We start from the raw sequence: 15,310 nt of genomic DNA, 5'->3' as shown, positions 1-15,310 counted from the left end.
CCTGTGGTCGCTACGAGACGACCTGGAGGACCTGTACGGCGACCCGCGCACCATCTGGCGCGACTGGGCCGACGACGTCCGGGGCCACGGCATCGACGCCGGCCACCATGTGGCCGAGGAAGCCCCCGGCCCGCTCTCCGCCACCCTGGGCGACTTCTTCAACGGCTGACGCTGCCTTGCTCCGCCGCCGGAGAGGCGTGCGTCCCCCATGACCGAGGAACTGTCCGAGAACCTTCATGGCCGACGGTGGATTTGAGCACCACAGTTGGCGAAAGCCGCCAACGGTGGTGCTCAGTCACAGGAACTGAGACTGAGCACGAGGAGGCTGGCGCCCCGGGAGGCCCGCCCGTACGGACCCGCACTTCACGCGGCCGGACCGACGCGGTGCAACGCTGGAGGAGGGGGCCTGTACGTGGAGGTGCGTGTGCGTCCCATCTGGTCTGGTGCGATCTCCTTCGGCCTGGTCACCATCCCGATCAAGGTGGCCCCGACCGAGTCGCACGACATCAGTTTCCGCCAGATCCACACCGCCGACGGCGGCCGGATCCGCTACCGCAAGGTGTGCGAGATCGACGGGCAGCCGCTGCGCCAGGACGAGATCGTCCGCGGCTACGAGACCGCGACGGGCACCCTCATCCCCGTCACCGACGAGGACCTCGACAACCTGCCGCTGCTCACCGCCAAGGCGATCGAGATCGTCTCCTTCGTGCCGGCCGAGAGCATCGACCCGATCCAGATCGGCGCCTCTTACTACCTCGCCGCCGAAGGCGTCGCCGCGAAGCCGTATGAGCTGCTGCGCCGGGCGCTGCAGCGCTCGTCGAAGGTGGCCGTCGCCAAGTTCGCGTGGCACAACCGTGAGCGCCTGGGCCTGCTCCGTGTCCTTGACGACGTGATCGCGCTGCATGCGATGCTCTGGCCGGACGAGATTCGCTCCACCGACCAGGTCCCGGTCCCCGACGTGCAGGTCACGGAGGAGGAGGTCGACGCGGCCGTCGCGCTCGCCGAGACCCTGACCGGGCTCGACATGAGCCAGATGCGCGACGAGTACCGGACCGCCTTGGAGGAGGTTATCGCCGCCAAGGCCGCCGGCGAACGCCCCCCGGCACTCGAACCGGCCGAGCCCGCCTCTGCGCAGGTCGTCGACCTCATGGCGATGCTGGAGAAGTCCGTCCAGGAGGCCAAGGTCACCCGCGGCGAGCCCGCCACCGTACATGCGATGCCCGCCAAGAAGAAGGCCACCGCCAGCAAGGCGGCGGCGAAGAAGACCGGCGGCACCACGACCGACGCGAAAAAGACACCCGCGAAGAAGACGCCCTCTTAGGTGTTCGTTGCGGCGATCGACATCGACAGTCCGTCGGTGAGCCATCGATGCGCCACGGTCATGTTCAGGACGCGCCCGGCCGGTAGCGGTGCCGACCAAAGCCCAATACCGCTCCAGTCGGGGGTCGAAGCCGGATGACCGCGACACCAGCCCGTGCAGATGTGCGCGGAAGGCGTGGGTGTCCGACTCCCGCCGGGCTCGCGCGTGGGCGGACACGAACGCGTCCACTGCGTCGCCGGCGCCCGGCGGCAGGCCTTGGGCCAGAGCGGCGGCCGTCAGCGCGGCGGCTTCGTCGATCTCCGCGTAGAAGGCCGGCCCGTCCCTCATCTCTTCGTCGTGGTCCTGGGTCCAGCGGGTGAAGCCGGGCGTGGAAACGAGCAGGTGCAGCTCGGCGTAGGCCAGGGCCGTGGCGGGGACGGGGTCCTGCGGCGGGGCGGGGGCCAGCATGGCGACCATGATGCCGAGTCGAGGCTTGGGCATGGCCGCAGACAGCTCGCGGTACCAGTGATCAGTGAGCGTGCGGTGCGCCTCCGGGAGCCGCTGCACTCGGGAGAGTATCTCCAGGCGCCGGTGCCGTTCCTCGCCCGGGCAGTCGTCCAGTGACCTGAGCGTGGCCTCCCGCCACCGCAGTTCGGTCAGTCGTTCCTGCACCGCTTCGAGTTCGGTTGCCACCAGTTCGCCGAGCGTGCACTCCCCCGTGACCACCTGCGTAATCGTCGCGATCGGGGTGTCCAGCGCCCGCAGGCGTCTGATGAGCCGGATCCGCTCCCACGCCTCGGGGCCGTAGCGCCGATGACCACCGGTGCTACGAGCGGCCACCGGCAGCAGACCGCTGTCGGAGTAGTAGCGGAGCGTTTTGACGGGAAGGCCCGCTCCGGCCGCGAGTTCTCCGATGCTCCACGTGTCTCGTGTCACAGTCCCTTGAACCTCCAGTGCGCGGGAGGTTCTAGCGTATTGATCGGTGACGAGTCGGTCCGCACCGTTCTCACAGCTCAGATCTCGTTCCGGCCTGCCCGGACCGGTGCGGCCGCGTACTGCCGCGTGCCACCGCGTCCCGTGCCGTCCCGTCCCGGACCCCCCCCAAGAACGGTGGTACGTATGCCCCCGACCATGACAGCACCGCGTCCGTACGGAAAAGCCGGACTCCGCGTGGCGCTCCTCCCCTTGCTGTGCGCGGTGGCACTGCTGTCGGCCACCGCCGCACCCGCGGCCGGCGCAGGCCCCGCGTCCCCTGACTCCGAGAGCCAGGGCCGTACGGTCGTACGGACAGAGCAGGGCCTGGTACGCGGCGTGTCCCACGACTCGTACACCACTTCGACGGCATTCCCTACGCCGCGCCGCCGACCGGACCGCTGCGCTGGCGTGCCCCCGTGCCCGCCGCCGCGTGGCAGGGTGTCCGGGACGCCACAAGGCCGGCTCAACGCTGTGTGCAGATGCCGACACCAGGTGCGGGCGCGGTCATCGGCTCGGAGGACTGCCTCTACCTCAACATCACGGTGTCGGCGGCGAAGCCGGCCGCGAAGAAGCGGCCCGTGCTGGTGTGGATGCACGGCGGTGCGTTCCTGGGCGGTTCCGGCAGTGACTACAGTGCTGAACGGCTGGCGGTCCAGGGTGACGCCATCGTCGTCACGGTAAATTACCGGTTGGGGATCTTCGGCTACTTCGGCCACTCCGGGTTGGGCGCCGCTCCGCCGTTCGGCCTGGCGGACCAGCAGGCCGCCCTGCGCTGGGTGCGGGCGAACGCTGGGCGCCCGCGGACTCACCGAACAGCGTGACTCTGCCCGGATCGCCGCCGAACCGCGAACGAGCCATGGGAATTACTCCAGCAAAGGGGGGTGGGGGGGAGGTTTTGAACGTCCGGGCGGTGGGGGCGAGCAGCGTGCGCCACCCGTCGGCGCGCTCCAGCATCACGTCACTGAACGGCCCGAAGGGTGACCGCGGCCAGTGGCCCACGATCACGCGCGTACCGGACCCCGTGCCGACGCCGGCGATCCAGCCGTCGAACACCAGCCGTTCGCATCCCACGCCACACCCGTACCCCGCTGCGCGGCTGCCCATACCGCCTGGCCGGGTGCGGACGGTCGCTGCTACGGCCTCGACTCGTAGACACTTTGATCAAGGTGTCCCGGCGCTGTCGCGAACGAACGCAATGCCCGGTTGATGGGCCGAATCAGCATGCTCGAGCAACGACTGTCGCAGGTGATGGGCGAGCAGACCTGGAGGGATTCCGGACTCGGTGCCCCCGACGGCATCGACAGGCTCCAGCAGAGAGTCGTCCAACTGGAGCAGGAAAGGGGAGACCTCAAGCTCAAGCTCGATGAGGCCGTGGAGGATCTGGACGCCGCCAGGTCCGCCAACCGCGACCTGACTCGGGCCCTCAACCAGGCAGGTTGACCAACCTGAAGACGACGCCTCCCCCGTCATCGAGGAGGCGTCTCTCTCAGCTCTCGACCCAGCTCAGTACCTCAGCCGTCGACTCGACCCAAGCCAGCAGGTGACCGATGATCACATCAACTTCGTTTCTGGCACCGAGGGCGAACGTCCGCCTTTCGGGTCAGTTGTGGACCGTGGCCGGGTCGGGGTACTGATCGGGAAGCTGTACCGGGTGCGGCTGACCGACCCGGGAGTGGGCAAGCACCTCAGCGCTGGGGGCTGTCGTACCAACGGCCTGACAAGCACGCGGTCGAGCAGGACCCGGCAGTGGGGTCCGCTAGGTAGCACGAGGAGACTTGGCCGAGGGCCGAGGGCCGAGGGCGGTGAGATGGTCTTCGCCGACCAGGCCAGATGCACTTCATGGTGTTCACCGAGACCTTCGACGCTGCAGTGATGTCGCGCTTCCTCGACCGCCTCGCCGGCAACTTCGACCGCAAGATCCACCTCGTGCTTGACCGGCACTCCGCGCACCCTTCCCGCAAAGTCCGCGCCTGGCTGGCCGACCACGCCGAGAAGGTCGAGCTGCACTTCCTGCCTGCCCCAGCTGAACCCTGACGAGCTGGTCAACGTCGACCTCAAGCGCAGCCCGCCGACCAGCAGCCGGGGTCGGGACGAAGCCCAACTCGCCGCTGAGACCCGCCGTTTCTTCCACCGACGCCAGCGCCAGTCCCGCATCGTCCGCGGGTTACTTCGGCGGCCCCACGTCCGGTAAACCCTCAACGAGAACCATTTGAGTTTCTGATCAATATTTGCGACCGTGCGCACGACGTTGCATTCTCATTTACACCCAGATTCCGCCATGCTTGGCAGACATCTCGTAACGGTGTCACATCCCTTGAAGTTTGCAGCGTTAACTATGCCGACGACTTCGCATCTTTTCCAAGAATTCTTCTCCGTCGACATGCAGCTTGAGCTGCTCGAGACTTGGTAGCGAAGCCCGAGTGTAGCGCTCCCGGCCACGAAGATTACTCATTCGTATAATTGCCTCCATCGAGCGAACGCCGTGCTCGTATCTACTCACCTCCATGAATGCCTGGACCACTCCCTCCTCTACCTCAAATTTTTCACCATCATTCGCTATTTTGAATTTGTCAAACATTGAATTGAGGACAAGGGCTCTGCGAAGCATCACGGTTGGCCCAGGCTTACTTGTCCCAGACGGTGGATTTACTCCAGGGATATCTACATTCCCCCGCATCCGGCTTAGGAAGTCTTCACCTTTACTACCTCGACCCTCGGCATCCAGGCGCTTTACCTCCTGCTTGAATTTTTCGAAGTTTTCGCTGGTCCCTCCGGCGAATACGAATATGCAAGGGCCGATCAAGTGGGTTACCTCATCCTGCTGGAATTTTCCATCCTGTATGGGGGAGAGGAAGTACCGAAGCCACCCCAATGGCTGACCTTCGAGGGGTGAGTCAAATTCATCCCACAAAACTAGGGGAACTTTGCCATCCAGGGCGATATCGCGAACCTGGTGAAGGGCGCCCACAAGGTCAGATGCAGTGTTAAGTTGAGAGAGATTAAATTCCAAAGGCGCAATAGTACTCCTTTCTCCGTCATTGTCCCTCATCCAGGGGGCGGTGAGCTGCTTGATGGCAAATCCCTTTCCGGAGCCGGGGGCTCCGAAAACTGAGATTGCCAACGGATTTTCGTTAAGGGGAACCTCAATGCAGTATGTGTCGATCAAATTGTAGACCTGATGAAGAGACTCGATCTCCGTATGATCGACCGTGACAAGCTTTCCAAAACACCCGACAGGTATGTGTTTTGGCAGTCCGTCCTTGCCCTGCAGAGCAACCTTCAATCGATCAGAGAAATTGAGGCTTGACGCAGAGAGGATCGGCGGGAAGTCTACCTTCCTGCTATGCGCTGGCTCAATTCTCGGCGCCGCTGGAGTATCGCAAAACTGCTTGTCCAGTAGGTCTTCTTTACTGATCTCGAAGATTTCATCAGGGATTCTGAACTGGCGGTCGAGATCCCCACTTGAGGGAGTCTTAAACCCTTGTTCATAAAGCTTCTGCATTGCGATAAGGCCGCGCTTTATTGCTCTATTGAATTCCGGGCCATCCCTCGACGTTGCCAGCTCACAAGCTATGGCAGAGCAAAGCACGCTGCCATAACCGAACATCATGCCTTTCTTGTGCGCATTGGTCCACTCTCTTTCTAGTAGCTCGCGATTGTACGTCAGGCGCCACTTCAAACTCCCCACTTCGTCGTGCTCGATAAAAATCGCACCACTCGGTCCAAATGAAACAATTAGGCGAGGGCATGCTCTAAGTGTTGTTAGCTTGTTGTGATTCTCGATCTCGTAAAGCACGTCTTCAGCTGCTTGATCCCAGGAAAGGCCTTTGCTGATCTCCGCATCGGCGTCACGTAGCCTCGATGCGGCCGTGACAACAATCAGTTTCTTCCTGAGATTTTCGCTTGTGCCTAGTAGCTGGCGAATAGCATTCCATAGCGTATCGCGATGATCATCCTTGATGCCGTGGCTCATCTTCAGTAGGACCCATTTACAGGCGTCCGTTTCTGCAAGTTCGATGACCTTCGTCCAGTCGCTCTTGCTATTTCGGAAGCCCAAGTCCGCATCATCGATCAGGATGACTTCAGCGTCTCCATTCTTTGGCGGGGATGGAAACTTTAGAGGTCCAGGCTCGACCTGGGTGTTGTGACCCCTAAAGCCTAGGAATTGCTCAACCCGCTTCACACCCCCATAGTCCCGCAGGACTGAAAACGAGTGATTGTAACTACTCCCGTAGGCCGTTATGTCCCTTTGTTTTAGTGAAAGTGCAGGCCGAACGGTTCTTGCTGTTCCTTGCCTGGCATAGTGCAATGCAGCCTTACTGAGCGAGGCCAGTTGAAAAGCCCCTCCGGCATGCCAATAGAGCTTCATCGCCACGTGTAGGCGGTCATCGGCACTTCGGGTGGTATATCGTCCGTCTGGCATCAAAGCCCAGTCGATGGTTTGGTCTCCGGTTACCCAGATTTTCTGGCTCATGAGTCCCACCTGGATCGACTGACCTGAGTAGCGCCCCAAAGCACATATGGCCCCCACTATCCAGTGGACGAGGACCGGCTGCGGGTGTCAAGCCAGAGCCAAGCGCATGCGCAGTGAATCTCGCGTCGTACCGGTCAGAGCGGGGTAGGACTTGCCGACAGGCATCTCGGACGAGTACCGAAACCGGCTGCTGTACAAGAAACTTGGCTAGCGATTCCCTGGCCGACCTGGTGCCGCTGCTGGCCGAACGGGGCGTCACCCTCTCGCGCGAGCAGGTCTTCCGCCTGGTCATGCAGCCACCGCAGCGGATGTAGATGGACACCTTCGCGGCTCTGCGCGACTCCTCGACTGCCAGCCCAACGACCTCATCGAAGTCCAGGTCGTCAACGAACAGGTACGCAAGACCACGGGTGGCGAGACGCCAGCCCGCTGCCGGCCGTGAGTCGGACCTCGATCCGGCGGCCAGAGGACCTGTGACCGTGCCTGCGCCGAACGCCCCGTCGGTCGTCGCCCGGCTGGTCGCGCAGGCCGCACACATGGAGGCCGCGACGGCCGCCTCACCTCGGCCTTGCCCCCGCGCTCAACCCTCAGGAGGCCGAGGCCGCGCTGGTGACCGCGGTGTCGGTACCCGTGCGAGGGGCCGCACAGGTGACCTGTGACCGGAAGGTTCACCGGCCCTCGACGCCGGCACGGCATCTCGCTGCGTTGCCGGACGCGAGTACGACCGAGTACGAGCTGCGGTCCTCCGTCGTGCGTCCACAGCAGCGGATGACGCGGGCTTACCGGCGAACCCTTCTGGTCATAGCGCTAGCGTCACAAGATCTGCGACACGCTTGCACGACACCTGTTGCACTCGATAGCCTCCGACGCGTAGGGCATCTGAGCTGCACTTATTGAGACTCATTCAGCCACGCAGAGCCGCGCTCCCCGACGGAAGCAGGGTGGCGTAGGTGACCGTCACCCCGTCGATGACCACGGGCTCCAGGACGGCGCGCGGGGCGATGATCCCGGTCCGGCCGACGTTCCACTCCACCGCCAGCAGGCGTGTCACCTTGTGTTCGGCCGCCAGTTTCCGGGCCACCGCCATCTCGGGGCGCGCGAGCCGGTGCCGGCCTGCCGCTGGTCCTCGGCCGTGTCGGCCTTGACAACGACACCGTCGATCCCGAACGGCAGGTCTGCGCGCAGGCCGGCGATCATGTCGATGCGTTCCTGCACCTGTTCCACGGTCTCGTACCGCATCGGGGCGGCGGCCGTGTTCGCGCCGAGCGCGGCCAGGTTCTCCAGCAGAGCGACGTGGCCGAGGTCGTCCATGCCGATCGCGCTGTAGGCGAAGAAGGTCAACTCGATCCGGTAGGGGCGGTCCTTGGCCCGCAGGGTGCCGGCGGCTCCGCTCCGTGGGTGCGCGAAGGGCGTGGCCTCGTGGGCGAGCCGGATCCGGTTGGCCTCCTCGAACTGCGCGGTCGTCAGCAGCACCTCGCCGCGCAGCTCGACGTCGATCGGCTGGGTGAGTACCGGCGGCAGACCGAGGACGGCGTCGGCTGCGTGGGTGATGTCCTCGCCGGCCAGGCCGTCGCCGCGGGTGAGGACCTGAACGAGCCGGCCTCCCCGGTACCGGGCTGCCACCTCGAGGCCGTCGAGCTTCGGCTCCACACACCACCCGGCCCCAACAACCGATGCCGTTGGGTACCACGTCCCCCTGACACACCCATGGGGCTCTCCAACATCCGCGAGAGGCTGCAGACGTGGGCCGCCGCCCCGTCGGGGTGCCCACGGCCTGCACAGCCCTACGGGGGCGGGGGTGAACTCCACATCGGTGCCGCCGCAGCCAGCCGCAATGTCGAGCCGCCGGTCCTGCTCCGCTTCGTCGACCGCGAGGCCCCAGCAGAGCGGCGAAGCCGCGGTGTAGCGAGTGGCCGGTCCAGCACGGGGCGCCGTCGGGGCGGACATCGCCGGGGCGGGCGGTGGGCTCGGCGCGGCGGGCACCACGGGTGACAGTGTCGGGGGCCCTCGGTGGTCATCCGGCCAGTGGAGTCGCCGATGCGTTCGCGGCTCTCGGTGGGGCCTTCGCGCTGCGGAATGCGTGGGTTAGGCGTCCTGGGTCGTCAGCTGAATCTGAATGGCCAGGGCTCCCAGGGCTTCCTTTTCCGGCCCGTAGATGGCTCGGATGTTCGTCAGCTGTTCCTCTCGGGTGCTGGCTGGATTGACCCGGGCTGGTCCTTCACTGTCCAGAAGGTCTGTGAAGGAGGTGTATTCCGCGACGCGGAGTACGCGGACCAGACACGTCTGATCGGTGCCTTTGACCCGGAATCGGATGAGGTCCCCCGCCTCCATCCCCTCCAGCTTCGGGTACTTGACCCGGACTTCGATCGTCTTCTGGCCGCTGGCCACAAGGTCGAAATAGCGCTGGTAGAGGTTCAGTTCGTGCAGGGTGGTGGCGGGGGTGTCGCTCATCGGGCGTGGACGCTCCTGGTCTCCATGAGCCGGGCGATCTCCTGGGCGGAGTAGTCCCGGAAGAAGTGGCGGGGATGCGAGAGAAGCACCGTAGCGGTATCCAGCAGCCGGGCGGCGTAGGAATCCGGGCTCCCGGGCCACTTCCGGGTATCGAGCATCCATTCGTCCCCGAGGTCCATCGGCTCCGCCCGGCCCTCCCGGATGAGCGACTTGGACAGCTTCGCGCCGGTGGCGGTGACGATCTGCGGGCAGAAGACCCTGGCCGGGATCTGCCCCGGGGTCAGGCCGGCGGCGGTCAAAGCTCCGTTGACCAGCAGTGTTCCGGGCATCCAATCGGCGCCCTTGATCATGACGGTGAGGGTGTCGGGGGTGAGCTGAACGGCCAGTTCCTTCACGAGGTTGCGGTACAGGGTGGAGAGGTCCAGGTACCCGCCTCCGCCCGTCCTGATCACGACGTCGTACGGGCCGTGCTGGAGGCAGACCGCTGCGACGGTGGCAGCCTGGTCCTGGCCGGGCCGGACGGTGGTCCGCTCCGCGTGCTTCTCCGCCCACCCACACCCGGCGGCCGGGCACGGCACCCGCAGATGTGGCGTTCCCGTCGGCGGTGCGAGCCACCAGCGGGCCGCCTCTATCCGGGGCAGCAGCCGCAGCCACGTCATCCGGAACCCGGGGCCGGCCTGCTGCTGGGTGTAGGTCTCCAGCCGGTACGAGACCGCCGCCCTCGATGACAGGGCGTCGAAAAGCGGCCGGTACAGGGAGTCGATCTGCCTGTCGACGGTGGCCGGGTTGAAGGCGTGGGCCAGGGCCCGCTGGTAAATGTGCCCCGAGGCCGGGTCCTGGACGGATTCGTGGGGCGCGTTGTCCAGGGCCGTGAAGGCGACCTGGACGCGGACCTGGTGCCGGTCTCGCAACCGGGCCGCCAGGGCGAACGTCAACGCCTGGACCAGGGACGTCCCGATGTGCGGCACGCCGTTGATCTGAGTCCCCACGCACAGTTCCACGCGCTTCGGTCGCGCGGCCCGCAGGTAGGGGGTGAGGACGTCTTCGACCTGGCCCAGGGCGTTGGCGAGGACGCTGTTCGGGGACGAAACGACGGAGTCCATCAGGGCTGCCTCCAGTACGTCGGGGTGTCGCGGCTGCATTCGTCGGCGGCCGGCCTGCGCGGGGCCGCAGTCACCGGGGTTCCTCGGCGTCCGCCTCCCAGGACTCCAGGAAGCGGGCCATGCCGCTCTCGGCGCGGGCCTGCAGCTCAGGGCTGGGGTCGGGGCTGGGGTCGAGGCTGTCCTCGGCGGCCAACTGTTCGGGGTCGGGGCTCATCTTGTCCTCGCTCGCTTTCCTCCGCTGGTGGCCCCCGCTCGAGGCCACGGGGCGCGGACCGGGCGGGGTGATGTTCAGTCAACGGGCTGTAACCGCCCGGGAGGAGGGGCCATCCTGTAGGTCTCTGTAGGCCCGTGTAGGTCAGGGGGACGCAGGTGCAGGGGGCGACGATCACGGACCGGATCCGGGCAGCGTGCGAGGAACGCGGGTGGGGTCCCACGAAGCTGGCCCGTGAAGTCTCGCTGGCCGCCGGCCGGGGCCCCGACGGCCTGGAGCGGCAGTACGCCCGCCGTTGGATGACGGGCGAGCGGAAGCCCTCTCCGGAGCAGTGGCTTCCCTTCGTGGTGCAGGTTTTACAGCTGGACCTGACACGGGGTGGCGTTGTCAACTCGGGTGATCCGAACCAGGCTTCGATGGATACGGTGGCGGGAGTGCTGGCCCTCGGGAGGAGTGACGTGGAACGTCGAACGGTGCTGGCCGCCACGGCCTCGTTCGCCCTGTCGGCGCTGGGGCTCCCAGACGCCGAGGCCGTCACCCGCCGGGTATCCACCGCGCCGTCTGGGGCCGTACGCGTCGGGGCCTGTGAGGTCGCCGCGATCCGGACCATGACCCGTACCTTCGGCGACGCGGCCGCCGAGTACGGCGGCGCTCATGTTCGTCAGCTCGCCGTCCAGTACCTGACCGGCAGCGTCGGGCCGTGGCTGGAGGGCCGGTACACCGAGGCCACCGGCCGGGGCCTGTACGCCGCCACGTCCGAGCTGGTCCACCTGTGCGGGTGGATGGCCCAGGACGAAGGCGGCGACGACCATCACCAGGGCCTCGCACAGCGTTACTACGCGCACGCCTTCGCCCTCGCCGAGGAAGCCGGCGCCGCCGAGCTGGCCGCTACCGCCCTGCGCGGGATGGCCACCCAGGCGATCGACCTCGGCCCGCGCGGCCGGGCCGTCGCCCTGCGGCTGTCCGAGCGGTGCGTGGACTACGCCGACCGCCTGGACGAACCGAAGGCGGTCGCCTACTACCAGACCACCCTCGCGGACGCGGCCGCCCTGGACGGCGACCCGCGTCTGGCCCGGACCGCCCTCGCCCGGTCCCAGCACGCCATCGAAAAGGCCACTGCCGCCCCCGGGGAATCCTGGGCCAGCCACTTCTCCACCGGCCGGTGGGCCCACCACGCCGGGATGATCCTCGCCCGTCTCGGCGACCTGGAAGACGCCCACGAGCATCTCCAGCACGCACTCGACGTCCACGGCCTGGACCGCCGGCGGTCCCGGGCGATCGTTCTCGGCGACCTCGGGGACGTCCACCTTCGCCAGGGCGACCTGGACGGCGCCCTGACCGCGTGGTCCGAGTTCATAGACTGCGCGGACGGCGTCCAGTCCGTGAAGATCACCGACGCCATGACGGACATGCGGGTCCGCCTCTCCCGTTACGGCAAGGCTCCCGGTGTCGCCGAGCTGGACGGCCGGGCCGCCGTACTCCTTGGTGACGCGTGAGCACGGGACCGCGTAGGCCGTGGCGTGCGCCTCGGCCTTCGCGAAGCTGAGCCAGGCATTGCCCGCAACCCGCGGCCTGAGAGCACTAGCGCGCCCAGGTGCGGCCTGCAGTTCCCCGGCGCTTCGGTCCGGCCGTGCGTGACGCGAGCGTCCGGGTGGCCAGGTCACGAGGGCAAGGTCGGCAGTCGCAGGAGGCAAGTCAGCGGTATGCTCGACACGGAGAACTTAAAATCTTGTGCTGCTGGGATCGGACAGTTCCATCCCGGTGATCGATACACAGTCTCCCCTGGTCCAGTGGTTCCGGGGGAAACACGGAAGCCCCCGCACCATCCGACCAAGGCGGGCGAGGGCAACCGTTGGGAGCAAGATCCCGCTCTGACGCCCTTCAGGTGGTTGCACACCTGGGGGGCGTTGCGTGTTTTACAGGAAGCTGGCGCCGAACTCCCACGCCTGCTGAGCAGCCCATACGAGCCCGTCAGCGACATCGTCCGCGAAACCGTTCAGGGCGAACCTGAGGGCTTCCGAGCCGATGGCCTTCCCACGCTTCGAGCGGTCCTCTTCCCCGGGGGCCTCCTCGTGCTGCTCGCCTTCCGGCCCTTGCGGGTCTTCGGGTTCGACAGGCTCAGAGTCGGCGGGTCCTCGGGTCATCGGATCGATCCTTGTCCGGACCGCTCACCACTGGGCCGACCGGTGGTGGGTCCGTGAACCCCCGGCTGGCCCAGCACCCGCGCGGGCTGTTGGACATTGTCCATCCTACGCGCGGAGTTGGGTTCCGCTGAGGCCGAACTGTCCAGCACGGACATGGTGTACACCGTGTCCGACCAGCATGTTCCCTAATTCGGAAGGGTGAACGAGCTCAGACGTTTCAAGATTCTCAAGCCTCCCACCAGGGGCGTTTTACTCTTATGTGTCAGTCGTCAGCAGGTGCTCCTGACACTCGATGAGCTGGACTTCTCCAGGTTCCGACGTTCATGTGTGACCGAGGTCACGGCGCATCAAATCTGGTGGGAGCCCGTTCGTATGACCAAATTCGACACGCCGATCGGGAGCGCGACGAGGCCCCCAGCATCTCCTTTGCCGGGGGCCTCGTCGCGGGGGTCGCCGCAGCCTTCGCTGCCATTCTCCGCGTGCCTGCGCATGTTCGGCGACGTCCTGGGGGCCCGTCCGTGAGCCGGGCGAAGGGTCGGGTCTTGTCGCCCTCGGCGAAGACCCGGGCTGCCGCGCCGAGGACGCTGCCGGGTTCCATCCGGGCGCCGTCGAAGGAGGTCAAGAGCCAGCCGCCCGTGCCACTCAGACCCGGGAACGGCGGCGCCCGGCGCGTCGAGGTCCTGGTGGCGGGGCGGTCAGGCGAAGAGCGGCCGGCGCGTGCCCACGTACGGCGCTTAGGCTCACGGATGCGCAGGGGCCGTGGGGGACGCTGATCTCGACGCGCAGAACGGCCACGAACGGAAAATAGACCAGTTAGGGCCGGAAGTGAACTTGACTGTTACCCCAGAGGACCTGATCAACGCTTACGGCCTTGGTGGCGTCACCTACTTTCCCCACCAAGGGGCCGCAGTCGTCGAACCGCGCACCGCAGACTTCCTGAGTACGATCGGACTCCCCGCGTGAAAGACGTATTCACCGCACGCGCGGACGTTGAAGACCCCTACGCGCCCGAGATCGACGCAGTCACCATCGGAAGCCGATTCGATCATTAGGGACTCCAGTGCCCCTACGAGAGCCGGCCATGGTGGACTCTCGCCTACCTCTTCACATCACTGCTCGCCCTGGACCCCGCCTTGGGAAAGGTGTACGCCTTCGCTGAAGGCGCCATCGACTACATCGAGCTGCACCGGGACATGGGGAAGGGCATCCTGCCTTTCCTCTGGGGAGCGCCCCGAGCCCGATCCCGTCGTCCGCCCGCCTTCCGGGCTTCGAGCAGCGCACTCCCCCGGGCGGGCCACCCGGACAACTCCCCGCGCCGCTGTCGGACCTAAGTCCTACGTTCGCGGCCATGAGCAAACTCGTGCCGCGATGCGGCGCCGAGCCCAGGCCAGCGCGGCACGCCCCCCATGCAATCGAGCCGATGCCGGCTCCGGCTAGCCAGCCCCCGGCTGCAACCGAGGAGTACCACATCTCGTCTTTTGTCCTCCGCGCGGAACTGCCCTTCCTCCCGGGCCGCCTGTGGAATTTCATCACCAAGGGACACTGCCCGGCACAGCCGTGTATCGCGATCAGGGCCCACATGCCTCCGTCGGTTGTTAGCCTGCGTGGACACTGTGCTTTGCCATGGGGGAGGCGGTTGATGCAGTCGCGCCTGGTATTCGTCCACGGGATCGGCGGCCTTCGCAACCCGGCTCAGGAGCTCACCGCCTGGACTCGGGCGCTGGCCGCTGGGATGCGGGGGGCCGGGCACTCCGCAACCGCTGGCCTGATCTCCAACGACCCGGGCAGGCACGCGTTCGTCCACTACGCCGACCTCTTCGGGCGTGGGCAGGCCCAGGGCGGGGACGCCCCCGGCGTCGCCGGTGGCGCCGGGGCGGAGGCGGAGATCCTTTCGGATCTGCTCGTCGCATGGGTGGACGGGCTGGACGCGGAGCATTCCGACGCGCGGAACCGCAAGATCCTCGATCACGCCCGGGCCGAGGCCGAGCCGAGAGCGCAGGAACAGGGCAGCCTGGCCGTGGTACGCCGTGCGCTCAACGTCGCGACCACACTGCTAGCCCTCAAGCCGTGGGGCGCCGCCGCCCAATGGATCACACCCAAGATGATGGTGAGCCATCTCGGCCAAGTGGCGCGCTACTTGGCGCGCGCCGAGCCCGACGCCCAGGGCATCAGCCTCGACCGCCGGATCCGCGCCAGGGTGGCCGAGGCGATCGGGGACGGACCGGCCATCGTGGTGGCGCATTCCCTGGGTTCGGTCGTCGCCCTGGAGACTCTGCACCAACTCGCCATACCTGTAACGTTGTTCGTAACCCTCGGATCGCCGATCGCCACGCGGACCGTGGTGTGGCCCCGTCTCCTTCCTCAGCCCCCGAGTGTCCCCGAGAGCGTCGGCGAATGGCTGAACTTCTGGGACCGGGACGACATCATCGCCATTCGGCCCCGCCTGGAACGGGAGTTACGCGCCAACGGCCGCGGAGTCACCCCGACCAGCCGGCGCGTGGACTCTGACGGAACCTGGGTCCACGACGCCGAGAAGTACCTCGCCCAGCCGGCCGTCGCCGGTCCCGTGGCGCAAGCGCTGGCGGGAACGGCGGGTGGACCTGCCAGCGACGGCGGCTCCGGGTGAGAGGCAGTCTGACCGGCCGTCGTCAC

General features: G+C 66.5%; 11 protein-coding genes and 4 pseudogenes. 7 read left to right on the top strand and 8 right to left on the bottom strand.

The annotated features are described in order from the left end of the window. Positions 1 to 169: pseudogene (locus tag IF88_RS0133530) on the top strand (alpha/beta hydrolase); the annotation flags it as partial. Between the two features lie 255 nt (positions 170 to 424). Further along, complete coding sequence (locus IF88_RS0133525) at positions 425 to 1,321, top strand: Ku protein (protein WP_078893305.1); 897 nt, start codon at positions 425 to 427, stop codon at positions 1,319 to 1,321. 711 nt (positions 1,322 to 2,032) lie between these two features. On the opposite strand, the pseudogene IF88_RS49710 reads toward IF88_RS0133525, so the two are convergent. Beyond that, positions 2,033 to 2,236 (bottom strand): annotated as a pseudogene (locus IF88_RS49710) (MerR family transcriptional regulator); the annotation flags it as partial. 407 nt (positions 2,237 to 2,643) lie between these two features. Between IF88_RS49710 and IF88_RS45920 the strand changes: the two are divergent. Further along, on the top strand, positions 2,644 to 3,096 hold the full coding sequence (locus IF88_RS45920) for a carboxylesterase family protein (RefSeq protein ID WP_324617225.1): 453 nt from the start codon (positions 2,644 to 2,646) through the stop codon (positions 3,094 to 3,096). An 82-nt stretch (positions 3,097 to 3,178) separates the two neighbouring features. Here the strand turns inward: IF88_RS45920 and IF88_RS48585 are convergent. Further along, positions 3,179 to 3,379, bottom strand: a pseudogene (locus IF88_RS48585) (hypothetical protein); the annotation flags it as partial. 117 nt (positions 3,380 to 3,496) lie between these two features. Between IF88_RS48585 and IF88_RS0133510 the strand changes: the two are divergent. Beyond that, positions 3,497 to 3,715 (top strand): hypothetical protein, encoded by a 219-nt coding sequence (locus IF88_RS0133510; protein ID WP_158754741.1) that lies wholly within the window; start codon positions 3,497 to 3,499, stop codon positions 3,713 to 3,715. A gap of 399 nt (positions 3,716 to 4,114) precedes the next feature. Beyond that, positions 4,115 to 4,309: a transposase gene (locus IF88_RS48580; protein WP_234323788.1), complete on the top strand. Its 195-nt coding sequence runs from the start codon at positions 4,115 to 4,117 to the stop codon at positions 4,307 to 4,309. 295 nt (positions 4,310 to 4,604) lie between these two features. Here the strand turns inward: IF88_RS48580 and IF88_RS46905 are convergent, their stop codons facing one another. The 5 genes and pseudogenes from IF88_RS46905 to IF88_RS0133475 all read right to left on the bottom strand — a co-directional run bounded on the left by IF88_RS46905 (position 4,605) and on the right by IF88_RS0133475 (position 10,517). Then, on the bottom strand, positions 4,605 to 6,749 hold the full coding sequence (locus IF88_RS46905) for a hypothetical protein (RefSeq protein ID WP_158754738.1): 2,145 nt from the start codon (positions 6,747 to 6,749) through the stop codon (positions 4,605 to 4,607). Positions 6,750 to 7,686: 937 nt separating this feature from the next. Beyond that, positions 7,687 to 8,405, bottom strand: a pseudogene (locus IF88_RS44535) (NAD-dependent DNA ligase LigA); the annotation flags it as partial. Positions 8,406 to 8,834: 429 nt separating this feature from the next. Further along, the gene (locus IF88_RS0133485) at positions 8,835 to 9,200 is read right to left on the bottom strand and encodes an ASCH domain-containing protein (protein WP_030721217.1); all 366 of its coding nucleotides are present in this window, start codon (positions 9,198 to 9,200) and stop codon (positions 8,835 to 8,837) included. Further along, entirely contained in the window at positions 9,197 to 10,303 is a 1,107-nt protein-coding gene (locus IF88_RS0133480; protein ID WP_030721214.1) for a hypothetical protein, read from the bottom strand. Before IF88_RS0133480 ends, IF88_RS0133485 begins: the two co-directional genes overlap by 4 nt. Before the next feature lie 70 nt (positions 10,304 to 10,373). Next, the gene (locus tag IF88_RS0133475) at positions 10,374 to 10,517 is read right to left on the bottom strand and encodes a hypothetical protein (RefSeq protein WP_158754736.1); all 144 of its coding nucleotides are present in this window, start codon (positions 10,515 to 10,517) and stop codon (positions 10,374 to 10,376) included. A gap of 455 nt (positions 10,518 to 10,972) precedes the next feature. On the opposite strand from IF88_RS0133475, the gene IF88_RS0133470 reads away from it, so the two are divergent. Beyond that, complete coding sequence (locus IF88_RS0133470; protein WP_234323787.1) at positions 10,973 to 12,010, top strand: tetratricopeptide repeat protein; 1,038 nt, start codon at positions 10,973 to 10,975, stop codon at positions 12,008 to 12,010. A gap of 420 nt (positions 12,011 to 12,430) precedes the next feature. Here the strand turns inward: IF88_RS0133470 and IF88_RS0133465 are convergent, their stop codons facing one another. Continuing rightward, the gene (locus tag IF88_RS0133465; RefSeq protein WP_030721205.1) at positions 12,431 to 12,658 is read right to left on the bottom strand and encodes a hypothetical protein; all 228 of its coding nucleotides are present in this window, start codon (positions 12,656 to 12,658) and stop codon (positions 12,431 to 12,433) included. A 1,639-nt stretch (positions 12,659 to 14,297) separates the two neighbouring features. Here IF88_RS0133465 and IF88_RS0133460 point away from each other — a divergent pair. Continuing rightward, a complete protein-coding gene (locus IF88_RS0133460; protein ID WP_051838000.1) occupies positions 14,298 to 15,284 on the top strand; it encodes a hypothetical protein in 987 nt (328 codons plus the stop codon). Positions 15,285 to 15,310 lie beyond the last annotated feature (26 nt).

The sequence above is a fragment of the Streptomyces sp. NRRL F-2580 genome (genome assembly GCF_000720115.1).
Taxonomy (GTDB): Bacteria; Actinomycetota; Actinomycetes; order Streptomycetales; family Streptomycetaceae; genus Streptomyces.
The sequence above is the reverse complement of the archived record's forward strand: the minus strand, read 5'-3'. Positions and strand labels throughout refer to the sequence as shown.

Coding starts and splice junctions, on each gene's coding strand:
- IF88_RS0133510 (WP_158754741.1), top strand. CDS start 3,497: ATGCTCGAGCAACGACTGTCGCAGGTGATGGGCGAGCAGACCTGGAGG.
- IF88_RS48580 (WP_234323788.1), top strand. CDS start 4,115: ATGGTGTTCACCGAGACCTTCGACGCTGCAGTGATGTCGCGCTTCCTC.
- IF88_RS46905 (WP_158754738.1), bottom strand. CDS start 6,749: ATGAGCCAGAAAATCTGGGTAACCGGAGACCAAACCATCGACTGGGCT.
- IF88_RS0133485 (WP_030721217.1), bottom strand. CDS start 9,200: ATGAGCGACACCCCCGCCACCACCCTGCACGAACTGAACCTCTACCAG.
- IF88_RS0133480 (WP_030721214.1), bottom strand. CDS start 10,303: ATGGACTCCGTCGTTTCGTCCCCGAACAGCGTCCTCGCCAACGCCCTG.
- IF88_RS0133475 (WP_158754736.1), bottom strand. CDS start 10,517: ATGAGCCCCGACCCCGAACAGTTGGCCGCCGAGGACAGCCTCGACCCC.
- IF88_RS0133465 (WP_030721205.1), bottom strand. CDS start 12,658: ATGACCCGAGGACCCGCCGACTCTGAGCCTGTCGAACCCGAAGACCCG.
- IF88_RS0133460 (WP_051838000.1), top strand. CDS start 14,298: ATGCAGTCGCGCCTGGTATTCGTCCACGGGATCGGCGGCCTTCGCAAC.